Annotated in this window: 20 protein-coding genes; 8 read left to right on the forward strand and 12 right to left on the reverse strand. The window is 72.5% G+C overall.

The features are described 5' to 3' along the window. Positions 1-10: 10 nt before the first annotated feature. Both AB0I81_RS42770 and AB0I81_RS42775 read right to left on the reverse strand, forming a co-directional pair. A complete protein-coding gene (locus AB0I81_RS42770; protein ID WP_360670002.1) occupies positions 11-964 on the reverse strand; it encodes a transketolase C-terminal domain-containing protein in 954 nt (317 codons plus the stop codon). Further along, positions 961-1,842 carry a transketolase gene (locus AB0I81_RS42775; RefSeq protein ID WP_360670005.1) on the reverse strand — a complete coding sequence of 294 codons (882 nt, stop codon included), beginning with the start codon at positions 1,840-1,842 and terminating at the stop codon, positions 961-963. Before AB0I81_RS42775 ends, AB0I81_RS42770 begins: the two co-directional genes overlap by 4 nt. A 221-nt stretch (positions 1,843-2,063) precedes the next feature. Between AB0I81_RS42775 and AB0I81_RS42780 the strand changes: the two genes are divergently transcribed. The 6 genes from AB0I81_RS42780 (at position 2,064) to AB0I81_RS42805 (ending at position 8,761) form a co-directional block, all read left to right on the forward strand. Then, positions 2,064-3,056, forward strand: coding sequence for a sugar phosphate isomerase/epimerase family protein (locus tag AB0I81_RS42780; protein WP_360670008.1), 993 nt, complete (start codon positions 2,064-2,066; stop codon positions 3,054-3,056). Next, on the forward strand, positions 3,056-4,717 hold the full coding sequence (locus AB0I81_RS42785) for a DUF4038 domain-containing protein (protein WP_360670011.1): 1,662 nt from the start codon (positions 3,056-3,058) through the stop codon (positions 4,715-4,717). The genes AB0I81_RS42780 and AB0I81_RS42785 overlap by 1 nt, the downstream gene beginning before the upstream one ends. Positions 4,718-4,866: 149 nt before the next feature. After that, positions 4,867-5,532: a DUF998 domain-containing protein gene (locus AB0I81_RS42790; RefSeq protein WP_360670014.1), complete on the forward strand. Its 666-nt coding sequence runs from the start codon at positions 4,867-4,869 to the stop codon at positions 5,530-5,532. A 39-nt stretch (positions 5,533-5,571) separates the two neighbouring features. Beyond that, on the forward strand, positions 5,572-5,946 hold the full coding sequence (locus AB0I81_RS42795; protein ID WP_360670016.1) for a hypothetical protein: 375 nt from the start codon (positions 5,572-5,574) through the stop codon (positions 5,944-5,946). 59 nt (positions 5,947-6,005) lie between these two features. After that, on the forward strand, positions 6,006-7,262 hold the full coding sequence (locus tag AB0I81_RS42800; protein ID WP_360670019.1) for an RNA polymerase sigma factor: 1,257 nt from the start codon (positions 6,006-6,008) through the stop codon (positions 7,260-7,262). 170 nt (positions 7,263-7,432) lie between these two features. Next, on the forward strand, positions 7,433-8,761 hold the full coding sequence (locus tag AB0I81_RS42805; RefSeq protein ID WP_360670022.1) for a hypothetical protein: 1,329 nt from the start codon (positions 7,433-7,435) through the stop codon (positions 8,759-8,761). On the opposite strand, the gene AB0I81_RS42810 is transcribed toward AB0I81_RS42805, so the two are convergent. Then, positions 8,762-11,986 carry an amidohydrolase family protein gene (locus tag AB0I81_RS42810; RefSeq protein WP_360670025.1) on the reverse strand — a complete coding sequence of 1,075 codons (3,225 nt, stop codon included), beginning with the start codon at positions 11,984-11,986 and terminating at the stop codon, positions 8,762-8,764. It lies immediately after the preceding gene. 356 nt (positions 11,987-12,342) lie between these two features. On the opposite strand from AB0I81_RS42810, the gene AB0I81_RS42815 reads away from it, so the two are divergent. Further along, on the forward strand, positions 12,343-13,188 hold the full coding sequence (locus AB0I81_RS42815) for a TIGR03943 family protein (RefSeq protein WP_360670028.1): 846 nt from the start codon (positions 12,343-12,345) through the stop codon (positions 13,186-13,188). 60 nt (positions 13,189-13,248) lie between these two features. Here AB0I81_RS42815 and sigJ read toward each other — a convergent pair whose 3' ends face one another. Beyond that, complete coding sequence (sigJ, locus tag AB0I81_RS42820) at positions 13,249-14,130, reverse strand: RNA polymerase sigma factor SigJ (RefSeq protein ID WP_360670030.1); 882 nt, start codon at positions 14,128-14,130, stop codon at positions 13,249-13,251. A 79-nt stretch (positions 14,131-14,209) separates the two neighbouring features. Here sigJ and AB0I81_RS42825 point away from each other — a divergent pair, with 79 nt between their 5' ends. After that, a complete protein-coding gene (locus AB0I81_RS42825; RefSeq protein ID WP_360670034.1) occupies positions 14,210-14,353 on the forward strand; it encodes a hypothetical protein in 144 nt (47 codons plus the stop codon). On the opposite strand, the gene AB0I81_RS42830 is transcribed toward AB0I81_RS42825, so the two are convergent. The 8 genes from AB0I81_RS42830 to AB0I81_RS42865 form a co-directional block, all read right to left on the reverse strand. Beyond that, entirely contained in the window at positions 14,354-17,089 is a 2,736-nt protein-coding gene (locus tag AB0I81_RS42830) for a fumarate reductase/succinate dehydrogenase flavoprotein subunit (protein WP_360670037.1), read from the reverse strand. Next, positions 17,089-17,871 carry an ATP-binding cassette domain-containing protein gene (locus AB0I81_RS42835; RefSeq protein ID WP_360670040.1) on the reverse strand — a complete coding sequence of 261 codons (783 nt, stop codon included), beginning with the start codon at positions 17,869-17,871 and terminating at the stop codon, positions 17,089-17,091. Before AB0I81_RS42835 ends, AB0I81_RS42830 begins: the two co-directional genes overlap by 1 nt. Further along, on the reverse strand, positions 17,868-18,644 hold the full coding sequence (locus tag AB0I81_RS42840; RefSeq protein ID WP_360670043.1) for an ABC transporter permease: 777 nt from the start codon (positions 18,642-18,644) through the stop codon (positions 17,868-17,870). Before AB0I81_RS42840 ends, AB0I81_RS42835 begins: the two co-directional genes overlap by 4 nt. Then, a complete protein-coding gene (locus AB0I81_RS42845; protein WP_360670046.1) occupies positions 18,641-20,020 on the reverse strand; it encodes an ABC transporter substrate-binding protein in 1,380 nt (459 codons plus the stop codon). The genes AB0I81_RS42840 and AB0I81_RS42845 overlap by 4 nt, the downstream gene beginning before the upstream one ends. A gap of 11 nt (positions 20,021-20,031) precedes the next feature. Continuing rightward, positions 20,032-20,259 carry a 4Fe-4S dicluster domain-containing protein gene (locus AB0I81_RS42850; RefSeq protein WP_360670049.1) on the reverse strand — a complete coding sequence of 76 codons (228 nt, stop codon included), beginning with the start codon at positions 20,257-20,259 and terminating at the stop codon, positions 20,032-20,034. After that, entirely contained in the window at positions 20,256-21,029 is a 774-nt protein-coding gene (locus tag AB0I81_RS42855; protein ID WP_360670052.1) for a GntR family transcriptional regulator, read from the reverse strand. Before AB0I81_RS42855 ends, AB0I81_RS42850 begins: the two co-directional genes overlap by 4 nt. A 115-nt stretch (positions 21,030-21,144) precedes the next feature. Beyond that, a complete protein-coding gene (locus tag AB0I81_RS42860) occupies positions 21,145-22,860 on the reverse strand; it encodes an ABC transporter ATP-binding protein (protein WP_360670055.1) in 1,716 nt (571 codons plus the stop codon). Beyond that, positions 22,857-23,687 carry an ABC transporter permease gene (locus tag AB0I81_RS42865; RefSeq protein WP_360670058.1) on the reverse strand — a complete coding sequence of 277 codons (831 nt, stop codon included), beginning with the start codon at positions 23,685-23,687 and terminating at the stop codon, positions 22,857-22,859. Before AB0I81_RS42865 ends, AB0I81_RS42860 begins: the two co-directional genes overlap by 4 nt. Between the last annotated feature and the right edge of the window lie 2 nt (positions 23,688-23,689).

The following is a 23,689-nucleotide window of genomic DNA, read 5'->3' on the forward strand; positions in this document are numbered from 1 at the left end:
GCGGCTCCTTTCAGTGATGGCGGAGCAGGTCCTTGACGGCGGTGACGATGCCGTCGGCCGTCAGCCCGAAGTGGTCGAGCAGGAAGGCGGTGTTCCCGGTCGGCGCGAACACGCGGGGCACGCCCAGGATGCGCATCGGGACCGGGTGACGGGTGACGACGACGGACGACACCGCCGCGCCCAGGCCGCCGCTGATCGTGGCCTCCTCGGCGGTGACGATCCGGCCGGTCTCGCGCGCCGCCGCGACCACGGCCTCCTCGTCGAGGGGGTCGAGGAAGGGCATGTTGAGCACCCGTACGGACACGCCCTCGCCGCGCAGCCGGGCCGCCGCCTCCAGCGCACGCGAGGTCAGCGAGCCGATCGCGATCACCGTGGCGTCGGCGCCGTCCTGGAGCCGTACGGCGCGGCGCGGCTCGAACGGCGCGCCGTCCGGCGTCACGACCGGCACCTTGAACCGCGGGATGCGCAGGTAGGAGGGCCTGCCCGAGGCGGCGGCCCAGCGTACGGCGGCCCGGGTCTGCACCGGGTCGGCCGGGATGATCACATCCAGGTTCGCCACCGCCCGCATCCACGACAGGTCCTCGATCGAGTGATGGGTCGGCCCCAGCTCGCCGTAGGCCATGCCGGGGCTCTGCCCGCACAACACGACATGCGCCTCGCTGTAGGCGACGTCGGCCTTGATCTGCTCCAGCGCCCGCCCGGTCAGGAACGGCGCCGCCGCGCACACGAACGGGACCTTGCCCGCGTTCGCCAGCCCGGCCGCCACCCCGACGAGATCCTGCTCGGCGATGCCGACATTGATCAACCGGCTGGGGAACCGCTCGCGGAAACCGACGAGATTGCTCGAACCCACCGAGTCGTTGCACACCGCCACGACCCGCTCGTCGGTCTCGGCCAGCGCCAGCAGTTCCGCGGCGAAGTCCTTGCGGCAGTCGAACACGGCCTCCTGCTCGGCGACGGTCATCGCGCCAGCTCCGCCAGCGCCGCCTCGACCTGCTCGGGGCTGGGCACCTTGTGGTGCCACTCCACCCGGTCCTCCATGAACGACACGCCCTTCCCCTTGATCGTGTTGGCGATGACGGCGACCGGCCGACCGGTACGGGGACCGTTCAGCGCCTGCCGCAGCGCAAGGTGATCGTGCCCATCCACCTCGCGCACCTCCCAGCCGAAGCTGCGCCACTTGTCCCCCAGCGCGCCCAAGGCGTTGGTCTCCTCCGTCCTTGCCCCCTGCTGCAGCCGGTTACGGTCGACGACCGCCGTCAGCGACGCCAGCCCGTGGTGGGCGGCGGCCATCGCGGCCTCCCAGTTGCTGCCTTCCTGCAGTTCCCCGTCTCCCAGCACGACGAACGTCCGCCAGCTCGCGCCGTCGATGCGGGCGGCCAGCGCGCAGCCGGTGGCGACCGGCAGCCCGTGGCCGAGCGCGCCGGTGTTGGTCTCGACGCCGGGCACCTTGAGCCGGTTGGGGTGGCCGTTCAACGCCGACAGCGGCGCCATGAACGTCTCCAGTTCGGCCGGGGCGAAGAAGCCGCACTGCGCGAGCGTGGCGTACAGCGCGGCGGCACAGTGACCCTTGCTGAGCACGAACCGATCGCGCCCCGCCCAGCGCGGACGCTCGGGATCCACCGACAACGCGCCGTAGAAACAGGACACCAGGATGTCGGTCACCGACAGATCGCCGCCGATGTGCCCCATGCCGGCCCGATCGATCGTCCGCACGATGCTCCGCCGCACCTCGGTCGCCAACCGGTCCAGCTCGGCCCCGGCCGTGGCCGGATCCGCTTCGCGGACCCGCTCGACCGTCTTGCGGTACGCGGCCGCCCGCGCCGGGTCAGAGGGGAGCAACGCCGGCATCCTTCCGCCGCAAAAGGCGCGTCGGACCAGCGGGTTGAATATTTATTCCATATTGACTATACATAATTAGACGTTACGGCGGCGGGGGATTCGTGTCAACGAGGTGTCGTCGGTCAGGTACACACCGGCTCCTTGACGGCCCCATGTCGCCGACGTTACATTCCGCGTGAATAACAAGGCAGTACCGAATGAAAATTCAATAGGAGCCGTTCATGGCAGCAGAACCTCTCTTCGGCGCCGGTCTGTGGCACTTCGGCCAGTTCCGCGACCGCTACGCCACCGACGGCTACGGCCCGCCCGTCTCCACCCTGGAGGCCATCGACCGGGCCGGCCAGGTCGGCAGCCTGTCGGTCGTCGACATCAACTACCCCTTCAACCCCGCCGACCTTGACGTCGCCCAGCTGGAGGAGCGGCTCAAGGTCAACGGGCTGCGCGCCATCGCCCTGACCCCCGAGATCTACACCCGCAAGTTCAGCCGGGGCGGCTTCACCAACCCCGACCTGGAGATCCGGCGGGCCGCGATCGAGCTGGTCAGCGAGTCCGCCGACCTGGCCCGCCGGCTCGGCTGCGACTACGTCAAGCTCTGGCCCGGGCAGGACGGCTGGGACTACCCCTTCCAGGCCGACTACCGGACGTTGTGGCAGTTGTCCATCGACGCCGTGCGCGAGCTCGCCCAGCGCCATCCCGACCTGCGCTTCGCCATCGAGTACAAGCCGCGCGAGCCGCGCAACCGGATGACCTTCTCCTCCGCCGCCCGTACCCTGCTGGCCATCGAGAAGATGGACGTGCCCAACGTCGGCATCCTGCTCGACTTCGGCCACTCCCTGTACGGCCTGGAGTCCCCCGCCGACGCCGCCCAGCTCATCATCGACCACGACCGCCTGTACGCGATCGACGTCAACGACAACTTCCGCGGCTGGGACGACGACATGGTCGTCGGCTCCATCCACCTGGTGGAGACCTTCGAGTTCTTCCACACCCTGCGCCAGAACGGCTGGCAGGGCGTCTGGCAGCTCGACCAGTTCCCCTTCCGCGAGGACTCCGTCGAGGCCGCCCGCGCCGGCATCGAGGTCATGCGGACCATCTGGCGAGCCCTGCAGATCCTCGACGTGGACGCACTCACCGAGGCGCAGGCCCGCCAGGACGCCCTGGCCGCCCAGCGCATCGCCCGCAAGGCCCTGCTGACCGCCCAGGTCGACGGCTGATGGGGGATGCGCCCCGCACCTCCCACGACGCGACCCACACCTCCCACGACGCGATCCACGCCTCTCACGGCGTGACCCACGTCGGCGGAGCGTGGCGGGAGGTGGAGATCACCCTCACCGCCTCCGCCGACCTCCCGGACGCCTACGCCGCCGTGGACGTCTGGGCCGACTTCACCCACGACGACGGCCTCACCCTGCGCCGGCCCGCCTTCTACGACGGCGGGCGCACGTGGCGGATCCGCTTCAGCTCGCCCCTGCCGGGCGGGCGGTGGCGCTGGCGCACCGACGCCTCACTCGATGACCCCGGCCTTCGCGGGGCGACCGGGACCATCGAGGTCGACCCGGCAGCGGCAGGCCGGGCCGCCGAGGGCGAGGCAGGGGCGGCGGGCAGGGCTGCTGAGGCCGTCAACCGGTTTCACCGGCACGGCTTCTGGCGCATGTCGCCGGGCGGGCGCAGCCTCGTCCACGCCGACGGCACCCCGGCCATCCTCGTCGCCGACACCGCCTGGGCCCTGCCCTGGCGCGCCACCGAGGACCAGGTCCGCACCTACGCCGCCGACCGGCACGCCAAGGGCTTCAACGCGGTCCTGCTCATGTCCGTCCAGCCCGACATGCGCGCCACCGGCCCCCGCGACCGCGGCACCGACGAGGGCTTCGACGTGGCCTTCGAGGACCTGCCCACCGGCCACCTCAACACCCTCAACCCGGCCTACTTCCAGTACCTGGACCGGCTCCTGGACATCCTCGCCGAACACGAGATCGTCCCCGTGCTGCAACCGGTCTTCCAGGGCTTCGGCTGGAAGGGCCTTGACGTGGCCGGCACCGTCGTCCCACCCGACGAGTACGCCCGCTACTGCCGCTACCTGGTGGCCCGCTACGGCGCCCGCCCCGCCATCTACCTGGTCGGCGCCGACGGCACAGGCCGCGAACCGCAGGTCCCGGCCGGCGGCGCCGAAGTGCACGCCTGGGACTGCTACGACCAGCCCACCGGCCTGCACTACCGCCCCCACAGCGACAACCGCGCCCACCAGGACGCCGACTGGCTCGACTTCCAGTGGTGCCAGACCGGCCACGGCGGCGAGCACGTCCCGGAACGCGTCACCGACATGCGGCGCAACACCCCCGTCAAGGCCGTCGCCAACGGCGAACCCACCTACGAACAGACCCGCTCGGCCACCAACGCCGCCGGCTGGTGGCAGGGCCACGAAGCCTGGTCCAACCTGTGCGCCGGGGGCACCATGGGCGTCGTCTACGGCGCCGCCAACATCTGGCAGTGGAAACTGCACGACGCCGAACCCGGCCACGCCCCCTACTTCCTGGCCCCGTCCGGCGGCTGGCGCGACTCCCTCGACTTCGAGGGCTCGGCCTACGTCGGCCTCCTCGGCAAGATCCTCGACGGCCTGCCCACCACCGACATGGAACCCGACTGGCAGATCTTCAACAGCCCGCGCACCCTGCGCGTACCCGGCCGCCTGCACATCGTCTACCAGGAGCACGGCGGGGCCCTGCGGCCCACGCACGAGGAAGGGCTGCCCGAGCACTACTGGGTCGTCGATCCCCGTACCGGCGAGATCCTGGCCACGGGCCGCCGTTCGCCGGGCGAGGCGGTCGAGGACGACCGGCGCACCACCCGGATCGTCATCTTCCACGAGGGCGTATAGCGGTCGCGATGGCGTCCTCCGGCGCCATCGCGACCACCCAGAAAAAATCTTGAAAAAGATTTGGGCCCCGTGTCGAAACCGGGTCTTCCCGTTCGCAGCCTACGCAGAGAGCCGGACGAGCCGGCTCCGGTAGCCGCGAGGTGACGACCATGGCCCAGCAACTCACCCACACCGCCGTCCGCCCGGCCTCCGCCCACCGCCTGCTGCTCGGCAGCGGCGTCGTGGCCGGGCCGGTGTACGTGACGGTCGCCCTGGCCCAGGCGCTCACCCGCGAGGGCTTCGACCTGGCCCGGCACCCCTGGAGCTTCCTGGCCATCGGCGACCTCGGCTGGATCCAGACCGCGAACTTCATCCTCACCGCCCTGGCCACCATCGCCTTCGCCGCCGGCCTGCGCCGCAGCCTGTCCCCCGGCCGGGGCGCACGGTGGGCTCCCCTCCTGCTCGGCGCCTTCGGGGCCGGCATGCTCGGCGCGGCGGCCTTCCCCGCCGACCCCGCGATGGGCTTCCCGGCCGGAACCCCGGAAGGTCCCGGCGCCATCACCCTCGCCGGCACCCTGCACATGGCGCTCGGCGGCGTCGGATTCCTGTGCGTGTCCGCGGCCTGCTACGTCATCGCCTCGCGGTTCTCCCGTACGGGCGGCAAGGGCTGGGCCGTGTACTCCCGCGTGACGGGCACACTGTTCCTCGGCTCGTTCATGGGGATCGCCAGCGGCGGCGTCATCCCCGGGGCCAACCTCGCCTTCGTCGCCGGCATCGTCGCGCTGTGGACCTGGATGTCGCTACTGTCGCTGCGCCTGCTCCGCGACGCCGCCTGACCTGACCACCTCATTCGATCACCGACAAGGAGAAACCCGATGCGTTACATAGTCACCCTCACGGTCGACTCCCAGCCCGACGGGCCGCCCCCGGCCGAGCTCATGGAGGCCATCTTCAAGCTCGGCGAGGAGGCCACGAAGTCCGGCTCCCTGCTGGACCAGAGCGGCCTGGCCCCCAGCTCCGAAGGAGCCAGGGTGCAGGTCAGCGGCGACCGGCTGACCGTGAGCGACGGACCGTTCGCCGAGGCCAAGGAGATGATCAGCTACGCCCTGTACGAGGTCAAGACGAAGGAGGAGGCCGTGGAGTGGGCCTACCGCTTCGTCAAGCTGCACCACGACCTGTGGCCCGGCTGGCAGGGCTCGGCGGACGTGCTGCGGCTCTTCAGCCCCGAGGACTTCGCTCAGCCGGCCTGACCCGGCCGCCCATCCGGCCGGAGCCGCCGTGCTCCGGCCGGATGCGGTATGTAAGGGGCATGACGGTAGCCGACTCCCACCGGGCGGTGGAGGCCGTGTGGCGGATCGAGTCCGCCCGCGTCATCGCCGCCCTGGCCCGCATGGTCAACGACATCGGGCTGGCAGAAGAACTGGCGCAGGACGCGTTGGTGGCCGCGCTCGAAGAGTGGCCGACCAAGGGCGTACCGGATAATCCGGGCGCCTGGCTGACGCTCACTGCCAAGCACCGGGCCATCGACCAGTTCCGCCGCCGCGACACCTACCAGCGCAAGCTGCAAGAAGTGGGACGCGCCATGGAGCTTCACCAGGAGTCGGCGGAGGCCGAACTCGACGACGCGCTCGACGACCACGTCGGCGACGACCTGCTGCGCCTGATCTTCACCGCCTGCCATCCGGCGTTGCCCGCGGAAGGCCGGCTCGCGCTCACCCTGCGCCTGCTCGGCGGCCTGTCCACCGAGGAGATCGCCCGGGCCTTCCTCGTCCCGGAGCCGACCGTCGGGCAGCGCATCGTCCGCGCCAAACGCACCCTCGCCGACAAGAAGATCCCGATCGAGCTGCCGCCGCCCGGTGAGCTGCCGGTCCGGCTGGCGTCCATCCTGGAGATCATTTACCTGGTCTTCAACGAGGGCTACGCGGCCACCGGCGGCGAGGACTGGATCCGGCCGTCGTTGTGCCAGGAGGCCATGCGGCTCGGCCGGGTACTGGCCGGGCTCATGCCCGCCGAGCCGGAGGTACACGGCCTGCTGGCGCTCATGGAGATCCAGGCCTCCCGCATCCCGGCCAGGACCGCTCCCGACGGCGCTCCCATCCTCCTGCCCGACCAGGACCGCAGCCGCTGGGACCGGCTGCTCGTCCGCCGGGGTCTGGCCGCGCTGGGGCGGGCCGAGGAGCTGGGCACGCTGGGGCCGTACGGACTGCAGGCCGCCATCGCCGCCTGCCACGCCCGCGCCCGCACCCCGCAGGACACGGACTGGGAGCGGATGGCCGCCCTCTACCGGCTGCTGGCCCACCTCACCCCCTCGCCGATCGTGGAGCTGAACCGGGCGGTCGCGGTCGGCATGGCCTACGGGCCGGCGCGCGGGCTGGAGATCGCCGACGCCCTCACCGGCGAGCGCGCCCTGCGCGGCTACCCCCAGTTGCCGGCCGTCCGCGGCGACCTGCTGGCGAGGCTGGGCCGCACCGAGGAGGCCGCCGCCGAGTTCCAACGCGCCGCCGAACTGACCCGCAACACCCGCGAACGCGACCTGTTCCTCAACCGCGCCACCGCACTCAGGTAACCCGCACTCAGGTAACCCCCACATTCACGAGACCGCACTGCTGGGCTCAGGCGGCCTGCGCCAGCGCGTCGCTCCGATGGCTCGCGCCGTACGCCGCAACGAAGATCGACTCTGTTGCCGGAGGTCGCTAGGGTGAGGCGCCCCCTACGCTCGATCCCTGGGAGAGTCACATGCTCCGATACCGATTAGCCGTCCCCGCCCTGCTCATCACGGGCGCCTACGCGATCGCCGTCACCGTCTCCGTCGTACTCGCGCTGAACGGCGGCGACCTCGGCCCACTGTGGCGGCTGACGTTGCTCTACGAGGTGCCCGACGACACCTCAGTCACCTGGCAGAACGTGTTGGCTCTGGTGCTCCTGGGCGTGCTCTCGGCCTGGGTGCTCTGGCAGAGCCTGCGCGGCCCGGTAAAGGGGGCGCGGCCCGCGGCGGGCAGGGACGTGCGCCGGCTGCGGGCCGCGCTGTACGCGGCGGTGGCGACCTGGCTGCTCTACGCGGTCCTGCCCATCTGGCCCTGGTGGGCGCAGGTCTTCGACTCGCTGGTCATGGCCGTCGTCGTGGTGCTGTTCCAGCCGGTGCTGCGACGCACCGTCCGCCTGGCGGACCTCGCCACGGCGGCAGGCGTGCTGAGCTATCTCGCGGTGGCGGCCGGAGCGGTGTTCGACGAGCTCGACCTGCGGGCCGGTGAAAGCACCGCCGACATCGCGGGACTCGGCGGCCTGGCCGCACTGTTCTGGCTGATCATGGCCCTGGTCGCCCAGTGGCAGGACGGCCGATTCCGGCGGGCGACCGTCTGGTACGGCGCCGGCTACCTGCTGGCGCCGGTCCTGCTCCTGCCGGTGCTCCTCCTCATGGAACTCCTGGGTGGCTTCGGCGACGTCAGCGGAGAACTCTCGGTGGCCACCGAGATCCTGCTGGTGGCCTGGCTGGCCCGGTCCGCCAACGATCTCGCCGACCCGCACGCCCGGCAGACTCCGTCCCCGCCGCTGCTCGCCGTGCCGCCCGCGTTCACCGCCGGGTCGCCGCTCGCCGCCCGCGCCGGGTTCGCCGCCTGCGCGGTGGTGCTGATCCCCGGCTTGGGCGCCCCGCTGCAGGGCAACAAGTACTTCGCCGTCCCGCGGATGCCCCGGGGGTGGCTGGACGGGCAGGCCGGGGATGCCGCGGCGATGTTGTGGCGGACCTTCGAGCTCTTCACCGCGTTCGGCGGCCTGGCCGTGGTGGTGTTGTTCGCGGCGTACCGGGGCACCCGGATCGCCTTCCTGACGGCCATGGGCGCGCTGCTCCTGACCGCCGTCACCGTCGCCACCGGCATGCTCGTCTTCCCCCCGTACGGAGAGCCCGCCCTGGTCTTCTCTGCGGCGGGCGAAGCCACGGACTTCAGACCCCCGCTGGCCCGCGCGCCCATGTGGTTCATCGCCGAGTGCGGCTGCGCGGCCGTGCTCCTGTGGTGGGCCCGCATCGCCCGCCCGCGAATCAACGACCACCCGTTGCCCGCTCCCTGATCAGCAGCAGCTCTTCGCCGAGCCGCTGTCCTCGTGCCACCACGGGCCCGTGGTGGCCAGCGGGCGCAGTTCGCGGTTGGTCGCGGACGCGCGGGTCTTGTCCGCCCTCGCGGTGAGGTCGCCGGTTTTGTGTAGTACGCCGCCCGCCATCACCATGCGTACGTCGGCCGCGGCGGCGATGTCGGTGAGCGGGTCGCCTTCGACGAAGACCAGGTCGGCCAGCTTCCCCCGCTCGATCGTGCCCAGTTGGCCGCCCACGCCGAGCACCTTGGCGGCGTCGCTGGTGGCGGTCATGAGGGCGGCGCGCGGGCTCATGCCGTAGGCGACGAGCGCGCGCAGGTTGAGGTGCAGGCTCAGCCCGAGGTGGTCGATCGGGGCGTCGGTGCCGGAGATGACCACGCCGCCCGCCTCCTGGATGCGCCTGACCGTGGTGACGTTGGCCCTCAGCACGTCGAGCAGCGCGGTGAGGCTCGCGGACGGGAGCTTCCGGAGGGAGGCCACGTGCTCGTCGAGGGCCTTCAGCTCCCAGCGGGGGTAGAGGGCGCGCACCCGCTTGTCCCCGGCGAGAGAGGCGTCCTTGGCGAGGGCAGGATCCTTGGCAAGGGAGGGGTCCTTGGCGAGGGCGGAGTCCTTGGCGAGCAGTCCCGAGGCGAGGAACAGGGTCGGCGTCACGCTCATGCCGCTCGCCCCGAACAGGGCGACGACGTCCTGGTAGGCGCGCCCGCGTCTGGTCACCGTCTGGGAGTAGCCGAGCCGGCTGGTCGCCCCAAGGTGTTCCATGCCGTCGATGCCGTGGCGCGCGGCCGGGTACAGGTAGTGCGAGGTGACCCACATCCCCGCCCGGTGCGCGGTGGCGATCACCTGGCGCTGGGCCCGCGCGGGCAGCCGTACGTAGCATTTGACCAGGTCGTAGCCGAGGCCGGTGGCGCGTTCCAGCTCTCTGGGCACGTCGCGCGGGCCGGTGGTGGGCCGCATGAAGTTGTAGTAGACGCGGGAGCCGTCGATGGCCTCGCCGGTGCCGAAGTAGCGCGGGCCGAGCCTGCGTCCCGCCGAGACCGCCTCGCGTTCCTCGATGGCCTGGTAGACCGGGTCGCCGGGTGAGCGGATCGTGGTGACGCCGAAGGCGAGCCAGATCCGGCCCTGCCTGCTCGCCAGGAACTTGCCGCGCATGTGGGCGTGTACGTGCATGTCGATCAGCCCGGGGAGGGCGGTCAGCGCGGAGGCGTCCACGTCTGCGGTGCCCCGGTGCGGGCGCACGTCGGCGATCCTGCCGTCCTCGATCACCAGGTCGACGTTCTCGCGCAGGCTCCCGGCGCGCCCGTCCCACATCCGGCCGACGTGGATCACGGTGCCGCCCGTGGCGACGGCGGGCTCCCAGGTGAGCGGGAGCGGCAGCGTACGCGGGCGTCCGCCGTTCGACGGGACGGCCCGCAGCCGGCCGTTGCTCAGGTAGAGCAGCGTGCGGGAGTCCCCGCTCCAGGAGGGCGCGTCGGTCACCTCGTCGTTGATCCGCCGCGCGGGCCCGGCCGGGCGGCCGGACGCGCCGACGGGCACGGTCCACAACCGGCTGCCCATGACGAACGCGATCCGGCCGCCGTCCGGCGACCACACCGGCCCGTCGTAGCCGCGGGTGCTGATGGAGCGGTGCGGCGCGGGCTCGTGATAGGCGATCTTTCCGGTACGCAGGTCCAGGGTGAGGATCTGGTTGGTGCCCTCGCGGTACCTCCTCGAGTACGGCTTGACGGCCGCCATGGCCAGCACGTCACCATCGGGCGACCAGGTGGGGCGGCCCGGCTGCCAGATCGCCTCCATGACCTTCCTGATGTCGCCCGACTTCACCACGACGGTGTAGGTGGCCCCCTCCTGGTCCTGGAACGCGATCCGGTCCCCGCCCGGCGACCACGCCGCCGCCACGGCCGCGTACGGCTGCGCGGTCAGCCGCCGGTCCGTACCGGAGTCCAGGTCCCTGATCCACAGGTCCGGATTGCCGGCCCGATCGCTGGTGTAGGCGAGCCGGCGGCCGTCCGGCGACCAGGCCGGGTCGGTCACGAACGCGTCACCCGAGGTCAGCCGCCGCGCCCGCCCACCGCCCCGAACAGGCGTGGACGCCTTCCCGCCCGCTGAGGGTCCAGACAGGCCCATGAGCCACAGGTCACCGAGCGCACAGAAGGCGACCGCCGTACCGTCGGGCGAAAGTACGGGACCGACGATGCCGCGAACGGGCCGCCTCCCCGGCCGGTCAAGGCTGCCGCGCCGTGGCAACTCACGGCGACGCCCAACCGGCACCTCGGCCGCGAACCGGACCTCGCCGGTGACTCCGGCATGAACCTCACCAGCGGCACCAGGGCGGACCTCGCCAGTGATGCCGGAAAGGGCCTCGCCGGTGGTGGCGGAGTGCAGGTGGCGGCGGCGGATTTGGCCGTCGGCGGTGTAGAGGATCTCCTGTGGTGACAGCCACGAGACCGGGAAGGGGAAGACGTCCTCGTCGTCGTCCGACACGGTCTTGCCGCCGACGACCAGCCTGGTGGGGCCGAGGGCGACGCGGCCGGGCAGGCGGCTGCCCGGGTACACGGCGTAGGCCACCGTCGTACCGTCAGGGGACCAGGAAGGCGCCCCGAGCGTGCCCAGCTCGACGTGCGCCAGCCGGCGGCGCTTGCCCGCACGGTCCACGGCGTCGATGGCGGCTCCTTCGCCCACGGTCGTGGTCACGGCGATCGTGCGGCCGTCGGGTGACCAGGCCGGGGTGCCCTCCTCGCCGGGCGGCCGTCCCGGCAGGGGCGTGATGGTGCCGGTGGCGATCTCGTAGAGGTGGATGCCGTACCGGCCGCCGCGGTCGGAGGAGAAGGCGATCCGCCTGCCGTCGGGCGAGAACCGGGGCTCGCGGTGGTCGAACGGGCCGGAGGTCAGCCGCCGCAGGCCCGTCCCGTCGGGGTTGATGAGGAAGAGGTGGAAGTTGCCGTCTACGTAGCCCTGGAAGACGATCCGGTCGCCGTCCGGGGCCCAGTGGGGTTGCGTCGCCTCCATGGCCTCGCCGGTGATCGGCGTGGCCCGGCCGCCCGTCATCGGGAGCGACCACAGGGTGCCCAGCAGGTCGATCACGATGGTGGACCGGTCAGGGGAGGGTGCCGCGGCGACGTTCGTGCCCTCGCGGATGGTTACCCGCGCCCCCGCAGCGGCCGTCCAGGTGACGGCCGGGTCCACGAGTCCCGCCGTCCGGGCTGCCATGCCTGGGATGGGCTCCACGAGTCCCGCTGCCGGAGCCGCGGTGTCCGGGGTGCGTGCCACGAAGCCCGCCGTCAGCGCCGCGGTGCTTCCCGCGCGGAGTAGTACGCGACGGGACAGAGGCATGGGCATCGGGGCTCCAGTCGTGCGCTGCCGGGCATGGCGAGCCCCAGTTTCACAGAGTCACCGATCGATTACGCGGCTTTCACTTCCCAGCGTAAATTTGGTCCTGAAATCTACGTCTTATTATTCGGTGCGAGCACTCGGTGGACGGTCGCGCGGGAGACGCCGAGATCCCCGGCGATGTGCTCCACCGTGTGTCGCTCCTCCTCGGCACAAGTTGTGCGAAGATGGCGGAAATGATTTTCATCTTTGCCAGAGCCGTGGGTCGACAGGCGCCCAGTGCTCTGTTCGTGCTGCTCGGCGCGGCGCTGCTGAAGATCTCCGTCTTCTCCGCGGACTATGCGAACTACGTCCGGCCGGGGTTCCGGCCCCTGCTGATCGGCGCGGGCGTCGTACTGGTCGTGCTGGCGGTGCTCGTGCCGATCCGGGAGCGGCGCCACCGCGCCGACACGGAGCGCCGCACGGCCGCGGAGCGTGCCCGCGCCGCCGAGGACGCGCACCTGGCGCGACTGCTCGGACGCGAACCCGCTCCCCCGCCCCAGCCCCAGCCGGCGGACGAAGGCCACGACCACGGCACCGCGGGCCGGACGGGCTGGCTGCTGATGGTCCCGGTCCTGGCGATCTTCCTCATTGCCCCGCCGCCCCTCACTTCGTACGCGGTCCGGCAGACCTCCCCCGCCGAGCCTCATCCGCCCCCGCCCGACGTGGTGGAGGCCCGCGAGACTCCGCTGAAGAAGGGGCGCGTGAACGTGCTCAGCATGAGCGAGTTCGCCAACCGCACCTGGCACGGTCCCGCGAAAGAGCTGGTGGGCAAGACCATCCGCCTGACCGGCTTCGTCATGGCGTCACCGGGCGACGACGAGTGGCACCTGGTGCGCATGCGGATCGGCTGCTGCGCCGCCGACGCGATGGCGATGAGGGTCCTCGTCACAGGCGCGCCCGCGCCGCGCACGGACACCTGGGTACAGGTCACCGGCACCTGGGTCCCCCATCCGCCAAGGGGGTCAGAGGCGTACACGGAGCCCGAGGTGGCCGCCTCCGGTGTCGACCCGATCCGTGCGCCGGCCGAGCCGTACGAGTAGGGCGGGCCGCCGGTCAGACACCGGGGGCACGGACAGCTCGTCGCGGCGCGGTTGCTTCCGTCAGCGGTCGAGGACGGACAGGTCGAGCGCGAGGAGGCGGTCGGGGTCGGCGAGCGCGTCGATGCCCACGATCCTGTCGTCCGAGACGGTGACCGCGACGACCGCGATCGGCCGCCCGTCCACGGTGAAGACGATCCCGGCGGCCCCGTTCACCAGCGCCGGCCGCGCCACCGCGGCGGGCTGGTGGAATCGCAGGGCCTGACGGGCGACGTCCGCGGCGCCGTGGACCACCACGGAGGCCTCCGGGCGGGCCGTCCCGCCGTCGGCGCGCATCACGACGTCGGGGTGGAGCAGTTCGACGAGCGCGTCGAAGTCGCCGCACCGCGCCGCGGCGTAGAAGGCGTCGACCACCTGCCGCTGGCGGCCGAGGTCGGGATCGGGCGCCTCGGCCCCCCGCACCCTGCGCCTGGCCCGGCTGGCGAGTTGCCGCGCCGTGGCGGGGGAACGCCCGACCATCGGGGCGATCTCGTCGAAGGGCAGGTCGAACATGTCGTGCAGGACGAACGCCAGCCGTTCGGCGGGGGTCAGCGTTTCGAGCACCACGAGCAGCGCGAGCCCGACCGAGTCGGCCATCAGCGCCTCTTCCTCGGGGTCGGCCGCGTCGATGCGGCCGATGACCAGGTCGGGGACGTGCGCGTCGAGCGGCTCCTCGCCCCGCGTCCTGCGTGAGCGCAGCACGTTCAGGCACACCCGGGCGACGATGGTGGTCAGCCAGGCGCCGAGGTTGTCCACGGCGCCGGCGTCCGACCTGGTGGCGCGCAACCAGGCCTCCTGTACGGCGTCATCGGCCTCGGCGAACGAGCCGAGCATCCGGTAGGCCACGGCCCGCAGGCGGGTCCTGTTCTGCTCGAAGCCTTCCGCCAGCCGATCGGACTCGGTCATCGGTCACATTCCTCCGCCAGTAGGTGTCGTAAGGGTGACACCTCGGAGGTGTCCGATGTGACAAGCCATGAGGAGATCCATGAACGACATGCGGAACATCGCCGACCGCGTCGAGATCGACGCGTTGCGCGGCGAGTTCACCGACGCCGGGATGATGCGCGACTACGACCGCTTCGCGGCGCTGTTCACGGCGGACGGCACGGGCACGAGCCACCGATCATGATCACCAAGACGCGGTCCTGGTCGGCCGGAACGTGACGCCGGCTCGTGCGGCCGGAGTCTGGCCGGTCCCGGCCTCGGTGCCGGGTGTCAGGGCGTGGCGGGCGTGGGCGCGGACGTCGGCGTCCGGGTCCGACTGGGCCGTGGTGAGCGCGTCGGCCACCCTCGCCTCGCCCGCCCACCGGGTCAGCGCGAGCACGGCCGCCTTGCGTACGTCCAGGTTGGCGTCGCCGAGTGCGCCGATGAGCGGCCCCGACGCGGTGTCCTGGCCGGCGGCGGCCAGGCAGCGGACGGCCCCGACCCGTACCTGCCAGGCGGGGTCGTCCAGCGCCGGGAGTGCCCGGTCCACCAGCGGCGCGCCCGTCGCGCCCGACGCCTCCAGGGCGGCGGCCCGGACGAGCGGGTCGGGGTCGCCGGCGAGGGTGGTCAGCGCGGCGGACGGCTTGCCGATGAGGCCCAGGCCCTTGGCCGCCCACACACGTACCTCCCTCGACGGGTCGGCGGCGGCCGGGGCGACCAGGTCGGCCTCGTCGAGCGAGACCAGCCCGCGGATGGCCTCGATGCGCACCCGGCGGTCGGTGTCGCGCAGGCCCGCGTCGAACGTGCGCCGCTCCCCCAGCCGCAGGGCGCGCAGGACGTCGAGCGCGCTCGCCCTGACCAGGGCGTCCTCGCCGGTCAGCCGCTCGGTGAGCGCGGCCCCGAGTTCGGAGGTGGCGGGCAGCACCTCGACCAGTTCCCGCAGCGCGGTGGCGGCGGCGCGCCGTACGGTGCCGTGGGCGTCGCCCAGCGCGGCGGCCAGGGCCGCGCCCGCGCCTTCCGGGGCGGTCTCGGTGAGCGTGGCGATGGCGGCCCGCCTGACCTTGGGGTCGGGGTCGGCGAGGTAGGGGGCGAGCTGTCCGGCGGTGGGCTGCTCCTCGGCCAGCCGGTGCAGTTCGAGGATGCGCGGCGAGCGGCCGACGGCGGCCCGTTCGGTACGGACGGCGGCGGCCCGCCGCACGGTGGCCGAGGTGTGCGCGCCGAGCAGTTCGGGTTCCGCGGCGGCCGGGGCGAACTCGGGCACGGGCACGACGTACGGGTCCACGGGCCGCTTGACGAACTCCATCGCGCCGTCGGCCCGCCTGCGCAGGTTCAGGTGGAACAGCCACGTGTCGTCGTCGCGGGCGGGCAGGTCGGCGCGCTCGTGGTAGAGGCCCCAGCGGCTCTCGGTACGCGTGATCGAGGCGCGCGCGGCCATCTCCGCGCAGTCCCTGATGAAGTCGACCTCCACGCAGCGCATGAGCTCGTGCGGCGTACGCGCGCCCATCCCGGCGATCTCCGCACGCATCCGCTCGAAGCTCTCCAGCGCGATGTCCAGCTTGGCGGCCGTCTTGGGCGGGGTGACGTAGTCGTTGACGAAGCGGCGCAGCTTGTACTCGACCTGCTGCTGCGGCGGCCCGTCCGGATGCCGCAGCGGACGGTAGACCAGCTCGTGCGCGCCGGCGATCTGGTCCTGCGGCAACTCGCCCGGCACCGCGTGGTGGGCGGCGGCGTGGGCGCCCGCCAGGTCGCCGAAGACGAACGCGCCGATCATGTAGTTGTGCGGCACGCAGGCCAGGTCGCCGGCCGCGTACAGGCCGGGCACGGTCGTCGCGCCGTGCTCGTCCACCCACACTCCGGAGGCCGAGTGGCCGCCGCACAGGCCGATCTCGGAGATGTGCATCTCCACGTCATGGGTACGGTAGTCGTGGCCGCGCCCGGCGTGGAACGTGCCACGGGTGGGGCGCTCGGTGCTGTGCAGGATGTTCTCCAGCGCGGAGACGGACTCCTCGGGCAGGTGGGTGAGCTTGAGGTAGATGGGGCCTCGGGCGGAGGCGATCTCGGTGGAGACCTCGGCCATCATCTGGCCCGACCAGTAGTCGGAGTCGACGAACCGCTCGCCCTTGTTGTTGACCTGGTAGCCGCCGAACGGATTGGCCACGTACGCGCAGGCCGGGCCGTTGTAGTCCTTGATCAGCGGATTGATCTGGAAGCACTCGATGCCGCTGAGCTCGGCCCCGGCGTGGTAGGCCATGGCGTAGCCGTCGCCGGCGTTGGCCGGGTTCTCGTAGGTGCCGTACAGGTAGCCGCTGGCGGGCAGGCCGAGCCGGCCGCACGCGCCGGTGGCCAGGATGACGGCGCCGGCGGAGACGGTGACGAACCGCCCGGAGCGGGTGTCGAAGCCCGCCACGCCGACCGCGCGCCCGCCGGAGGTGAGCACCCTGACGGGCATCACGCGGTTCTCGATGCGGACCCGCTCGCGGATCTCGCGGCGGCGCAGCACCCGGTAGAGGACCTTCTTGACGTCCTTGCCCTCCGGCATGGGCAGCACGTAGCTGCCCGAGCGGTGCACCCGGCGCACGGCGTACTCGCCGTGCTCGTCCTTCTCGAACTTCACGCCGTAGCGTTCCAGCCGCTGGACCATGGCGTGACCGCGGGTGGCCGTCTGGTAGATCGTCTTCTGGTTGACGATGCCGTCGTTGGCCCTGGTGATCTCGGCCACGTAGTCCTCGGGGGTGGCCTTGCCGGGGATGACCGCGTTGTTGACGCCGTCCATGCCCATGGCCAGGGCGCCGCTGTGGCGTACGTGCGCCTTCTCCAGCAGCAGCACGTTCGCGCCGCGTTCGGCGGCGGTGATCGCGGCCATCGTGCCCGCGGTGCCGCCGCCGACGACGAGCACCTCGCACTCCAGGCGCAGACCGTCCTCGATCGAGGGGATCTCCATTACAGCTCCTTCAGGATCCGTTCGCGCAGCCCGGCGCGGTCGTCGATGTCGTGCCCGCCCAGATGCGGTACGTCCCGCCCGGCGCGGTCGCCCGGGTCGCGTACGTCGAGGAGCGCGCGCAGGCCCTGCCCGCCGAGCACGGCGACCCGGTCGGCCAGCAGCAGCGCCTCGTCCACGTCGTGAGTGACGAACACGACCGTCGCCCGGGTGTCGCGCAGCACGTCGAGCAGGACGCGCTGCATCTGGGCGCGGGTCTGGGCGTCCAGCGCGCCGAACGGCTCGTCCATCAGCACCGCGCGCGGCGCCGCGACCAGGGCGCGGGCGAGCTGCACCCGCTGGCGCATGCCGCCGGACAACTCGCGCGGCAGCCTGTCCTCGTTGCCCGCCAGGCCCACCCGCTCGATCCAGGCCCGCGCCGCGGCGGCCCGCTCGCGCCGGCCGACCTTGCGGATGCGCAGGGGCAGTTCGATGTTGCGGCGGACCGTGCGCCACGGCAGCAGGCCGTCGTCCTGGAAGATCATCGCGCGTTCGGCCGAGGGGCCGGCGATCTCGGCCCCGTCCGCGTGGACGCTGCCGCCGTCGGGCCGCAGCAGCCCCGCCAGGGCCCGCAGCAGCGTGGACTTGCCCGAGCCGGAGGCGCCCACGACGACCAGCACCTCGCCCGGCACGACGTGCAGGTCGATCTCGCGGACGACCGCCCGGCCCCCATAGCCCAGGGACAGCCCTTCCAGGGTGAACCCGAGCCCGGCCCGCGCCTGCCCGGGTGGCGCGAGCGTGGTCACGCCGTCCTCCTCTCCGCCCGGGGCAACCAGCGGGTGACCCTGCGGCCGGCCAGCTCGACGGCCGCGGAGGTGAGCCAGCCCAGCAGCCCGATGGTGAGCATGCCGACGATCACCGCGGGATAGTCCACGAGCGTGTACGACTGCCAGGTCCGGTAGCCGACCCCGAACTCGCCGGAGATCATCTCGGCGGAGATGACGCAGATCCACGACACGCCCATGCCGACCGACAGGCCGCCGAACACGCCGGGCAGGATGCCGGGCAGGACGACGTGCCGGAGCACGTGCCCGCGCCGGCCGCCGAGCGTCTTGACGGCCTCCTCCCACAGGGTCGGCAGCGCCCGTACGGCGTGCCTGGTGCTGACCGTGATCGGGAAGAAGGCGGCGACGAAGGTGATGAACACGATCCCCTGCTCGTCGGTCGGGAACAGCAGGATCGCCACCGGCACCAGCGCGATCGCCGGGATCGGCCGCAGCGCCTCCAGCAGCGGCAGCAGCACGTCCCTGGTACGGGCCGACCTGCCCAGCGCGATGCCGGCGGCGATGCCCGCGACCGTGGCCAGGCCGAAGCCGGTGAGGATGCGGATCAGGCTCTGCGCCAGGTCGAGGGCGTAGAGCGGGGTCGCGAGCCGCCGCACGGCCTCGGCCGCGATCTCGTCCAGCGTGGGCAGCCGGTCGAACCTGAGCCACAGCACGGCGTCGGTGGCGGTGAGCACCTGCCACAACCCGGCCGCCACCAGGATGGAGGCGATCCTGATCGCCCATCGCGCGGTCATGCGGCGCTCTCTTTCAGCGCGTCCTCGTAGGTGATGGGCCGCGCCTCCGGGTGCTCCTCCCGGTAGGCGTCGGCGCCGTCCTGTGTGGTGAAGGGCCGGAATTCGTCCCCTTCGCGCAGCCACACCGCGTGGTCGGCGAACCAGCGGGTTCCGGTGACGGTGTCGGGCACGTACGCGGCCCGCACGGTCTTCCCCGCGGCGGCGGCGATCTGGCGCAGCAGGCAGGTGGGCGTGGCGGCGGGACTGGTCGTGTCCGAGCCGTCGAGCCACAACTCCGAGGCCGTCTCCGGATCGCTCACGACGCCGCCGCACACCGGGTCGGTGCCGGTGATCTTCGCGGGGTTGGCGGTGTCGGCGCGGGCGGCGTCGTACCCGGAGCCGTACGCCTTGCGCAGGTAGGAGTCGTTGACGAAGGCGGCCACGTCCACCCCGGGGAAGTCGGTGCCGATGCGCTTGAGGTAGGGCACGTCGTGCTCGTGCGCCTCCCGGAGTTGCGGCTTGAGCGTGACGTCGAAGGTGGAGATGCCGCCGGGGCCGTTGTAGAGGTAGACGACCTCGGCGGGCAGCCCGGTGTCCTCGGCCACGGACCGCGCCGCGGCCAGCGGGTTCTCGTGCAGGTAGCGGGTGGCGTCGATCTGCGCCTTGAGGAAGGCGTCCACCACCTCGGGATGCTCCTTGGCGTACGCCCGGCGCGCCACCGTACCGTGGAAGGTGGGCACGTCCAGCGCGGAGCCGTCATAGACCAGGCGGCCCTTGTCCTGGAAGACCACCAGGCCCGGCCAGGCCACGAACTGCGCATAAGCCTGCACGCCACCCGACTCCAGTTGTGCGGCGCCGACCGCCGGCTGGTGGTTGACCACCTCGACGCCGGACACCTTGGCCCTCTCCAGCGCCTGCACCAGCGTGCCGTGCCCGGCCGAGCCGACGCTGGCGGAGACCTTCGCGCCCTTGAGGTCGGCCAGCGTGCGCGCCCGGGAATCCGGCGGGACGACGACCATGTTGAGTCCGCCGCGCAGGTTGTAGCCGGTGGTGGCGATCAGCTCGGTACGCGCGGCGGGCACGCCCTGGGTGCGCGAGGCGTTGATCAGCAGCGGGTAGTCGCCCATCGAGCCGATGTCGATCTTGCCGGCGACCATCTTCGCGGTGATGGGCGCCCCGGTGTCGTAGTCCTGCCACCGCACGGCGTACTTGTCGCCGAGCCGCTTCTCCAGGTAGCCGAGCGAGCGCAGCAGCGTGCCCGCGGTGACCGTGTTGATGGTCTTGGACTGGTAGCCGACGACGACCGTCGTCCTGCCGTCGCCGCCGCCCGCCGCGCCGGCGACCGAGCAGCCGGTCGCGGCGACGAGCAGGGCGAGGGCCGCCGGTGCGAGGCGCATGGTGGAATCCTTCATCGCAGCAGGTAGGGGATGTTGATGGTGACGGCGTCGACGGGGCACCTGGCCGCGCAGGGCCCGCAGTACCAGCACTCGTCCACGAACATGTACGCCTTGCCCGTCTCGTCGCTGATCGCCAGGGAGTCCAGCGGGCAGGCTTCGACGCAGAGCGTGCAGCCCTCGATGCACAGGGCCTCGTCGATGGTCACGGGTACTTCGACCCGCTGGTTGATCAGGCTCATCGCGCCTCCTCGGTGGTGCGGTTCAGATGGCCGCGCATGGTCAGCCGGTCGCCACGGAAGCGGATGAACTCCAGATCGACGGGCCGGCCGTCGGCCAGGTGGGTGAGCCGCTCGACCATGAGCAGCGCGGCGCCGCGCGGCGCGTCGAGCGCGGCGGCGGTGTGGGGGTCGGCGTTGACCGCCTCCAGGGTGAGCTCGGCCGTGCCGAGCGGCTGGCCCGCGAGTTGTTCGAGCAGCACGAAGATGTCGTTGTTGGCCAGGTCGGCGTCGAACAGCGGCTCGCCGACGTCGCGGACCAGGTAGGTCAGGTCCAGCGAGAGCGGCAGGCCGTTGAGGCGGCGCAGGCGTTCCAGGTAGACGACCGGCTCCCGCTCGGGGAGCCCGAGCCGGTGGCTGACGGCGGCCGGCGGCTCGATCAGGGTCATGGTCCTGACCTGGTTGCTCACCTGGCCGTGCTCGTGCAGGGTCTCGGCGAGGCCGAGCAGCCGGTGCAGGCCGTGCGGGTACTTCTCCGCCGCCACCGTCGTGCCCACCCCCGGGCACCGCTCCACCAGCCCTTCCTCGCGCAGCAGGCGCAGCGCCTCGCGTACGGTGTTGCGCGAGGCGCCGAACTCGCGCGCCAGGGCCGCTTCCGGCGGCAACGGGCCGCGTACGAAGTGCCCGTGCACGATCTGGCGCCTGAGCAGGTCGGCCACCTGCCGGGCCCGGTCGGCCCTGAGCCGTGCCATCGCCACCATGTGTCCCACCTCCAGCCGGTCCCACCAGGACAACCTAGCATTTTGGTAGGTAAATAGGGATAACGGTAGGATTGCGCCACCCGGCCGGACCCCCGAACCGCCCGGGAGCAGCGGTTCCACCGCGCCGGACCAGGAGATCCGCCACCCTTCAAGCGACGGGCATGCGCGGGACGGCGGCGACCAGGGCCCGCGTGTACGGGTGGCGCGGCCGGGTGAACACGTCCTCGACGCCGCCCTCCTCCACGACCCGGCCGTCCTTCATGACCAGCACCCGGTCGGCGACGTGGTGGACCACGCCCAGGTCGTGCGAGATGAACAACATCGCGGTGCCGTACTCGGCCTGGAGGTCGGCGAGCAGGTCGAGCACCTGCGCCTGGATGGAGACGTCGAGCGCGGAGACGGGCTCGTCGCACACCAGCACGTCGGGGCGGGGGCCGAGGGCGCGGGCGATGGCCACGCGCTGGCGCTGGCCGCCGGACAGCTCGCGGGGATGGCGGGCGGCCGTCTCCGGCGGCAGGCCGACGCGGTCCAGCAGGTCGAGCACCCGCTCGCGGCGTTGCCCGCGCGGCAGGCGCAGCGGCTCGGCGACGAGGCGGCCGACGGTGTGGCGGGGGTCGAAGGAGTCGAGCGGGTTCTGGGAGATGAGCTGGATCCGGTGGCGCAGGGGGCGGCGCGCGCGTTCCGGGAGATGGCTCCAGAGCCGCTGGTGCAGGGCGACCCGGCCGCTGCCGGGTTCGAGCAGGCCCAGAGCCAGGCGGGCGAGCGTCGTCTTGCCCGAGCCCGACTCGCCGACCACGCCGAGGGTCTCGCCCTCGTGCAGGGTGAAGGAGACCCCGTCCACGACGCGGCGGGGGCCGTAGGAGTGGCCGAGACCGGTGCCGGCCAGCACCTGGGCGGACGGGTTCGGGGCGGGGCGGGTACGCGGGGTCGCGGTGGTGAGCCGGGTGCCGCGCGAAGCGGCGGAGGGCACGGCGGCCAGCAGCCCGCGCGTGTAGTCGTGCGCGGGCGCGGTGAGCACGTCCCCGGCCGGGCCCTCCTCCACGATCCGGCCCTCGCGCATGACGAGGATGCGGTCGGCGATCGAGGCGACCACCGCCAGGTCGTGGCTGATCAGCAGCAGCGCGGTGCCCGCGGCCCGGCGCTCGGCCAGCAGCCGCAGGACCTGGGCCTGGACGGTGACGTCGAGCGCGGTGGTGGGCTCGTCCGCGATGATCAGCTCGGGCTCGGCGGCGATGGCGGAGGCGATGAGCGCCCGCTGCCGCAGGCCGCCCGACAACTCGTGCGGACGTTGCCCGGCCCGCAGCTCCGGCTCCGGCACGCCCACCGACTCCAGCAGTTCCAGCACCCGGCTCATGCGCCAGGCGCGCGGCACCACGTCGTGCACCGCCAGCACCTCGGCGATCTCGGCGCCCACGGTGCGCAGGGGGTCAAGCGAGACCAGCGCGTCCTGGAGCACGAGCCCGGCGAACCTGCCCCGCAGGGACCGCCATTCGCGCGGCCCGAAGCCGAGCGCGTCCTGCCCCGACAGGGTGAAGCGGGCGGCCCGCACGGTGGAGCCGGGGCCGGCCAGCCCGAGCAGGGACCGCGCCGTGACGCTCTTGCCGGAGCCGGACTCGCCGACGATCGCCACGCACTCGCCGGGGGCGATCGACAACGAGACACCCCGTACGACCTCCCGCCCGCCGAAGCTCACCCGCAGGTCCGCGACGGCGGCGAGAGGGGCGGCGAGATCCCCGGAGCCGCCCGCACGGGAGTCTCCGCCACGGACGGAGAGATCGTTCCCGGGATCGCCCGCCCTGGGTGTCGGGGCGGGTTCGCCCGCCCCGGGTGTCGGGGCGGGTTCGTCGTGGGTGGTGGTCATCATGTCCTTCCTTCGATGCGGCGCTGGAGGCGGCGGCCGACGACCGTGAGGCAGGCGACGGTCAGCGTGATGGCGATGCCGGGGAAGACCGCCTCCCACCAGGCCACCCGCAGGTAGTTGCGAGCCTCGGAGAGCATCGCGCCCCACTCGGCGGCCGGGGGCTGCGGGCCCATGCCGAGGAAGCTCAGCCCCGAACTGGCGATGACCGCCTGGCCGAGCCCGATCGTGGCCAGCACGGGGATCGGCCCGAGCACGTTCGGCAGGACGTGACCGGCGGTGATCGCCGTCCGGGAGCGGCCGAACGTGACGGCCTGCTCGACGTAGCCGGAGCGGCGCACGACGAACGTCTGGGCGCGGATCACACGGGCGTAGTTCGGGATCTGGGCGACCGCGATGGCGAAGATCACGTTGCCGGTGCCGGGGCCGGTGATCGCCACGATGAGGAGGGCGAGCAGCAGCTCGGGCAGGGTGGACAACACGTCGAACGAGCGGGCCAGCGCCTCGTCCAGCCACTTGGGCGACAACCCGGCGGCCAGGCCGAGCAGCACGCCCGAGGTGACGGCCAGCACGGTCGCCGCGACGCCGATGCTGATGGAGTGGCGCGCGCCGTGCACGACCCTGGCCAGCACGTCGCGGCCGAGATGGTCGGTGCCGAACCAGTGGCCGCCGCCGGGCGGGGCCAGCGCGTTGAGCGGATCGGCGGCCAGCGGGTCGGCGGCGGTGAGCAGGCCGGGCACCGCCACGGCCAGCGCGAGCACGAGCAGGACGCCGACCGGCAGGAACAGCCGGAGGATGCCGGACGGGTACGCCGCCGCCTCATGAACGGCCATGG

It is taken from the genome of Nonomuraea sp. NPDC050404 (assembly GCF_040655495.1).
Classification (GTDB): Bacteria; Actinomycetota; Actinomycetes; order Streptosporangiales; family Streptosporangiaceae; genus Nonomuraea.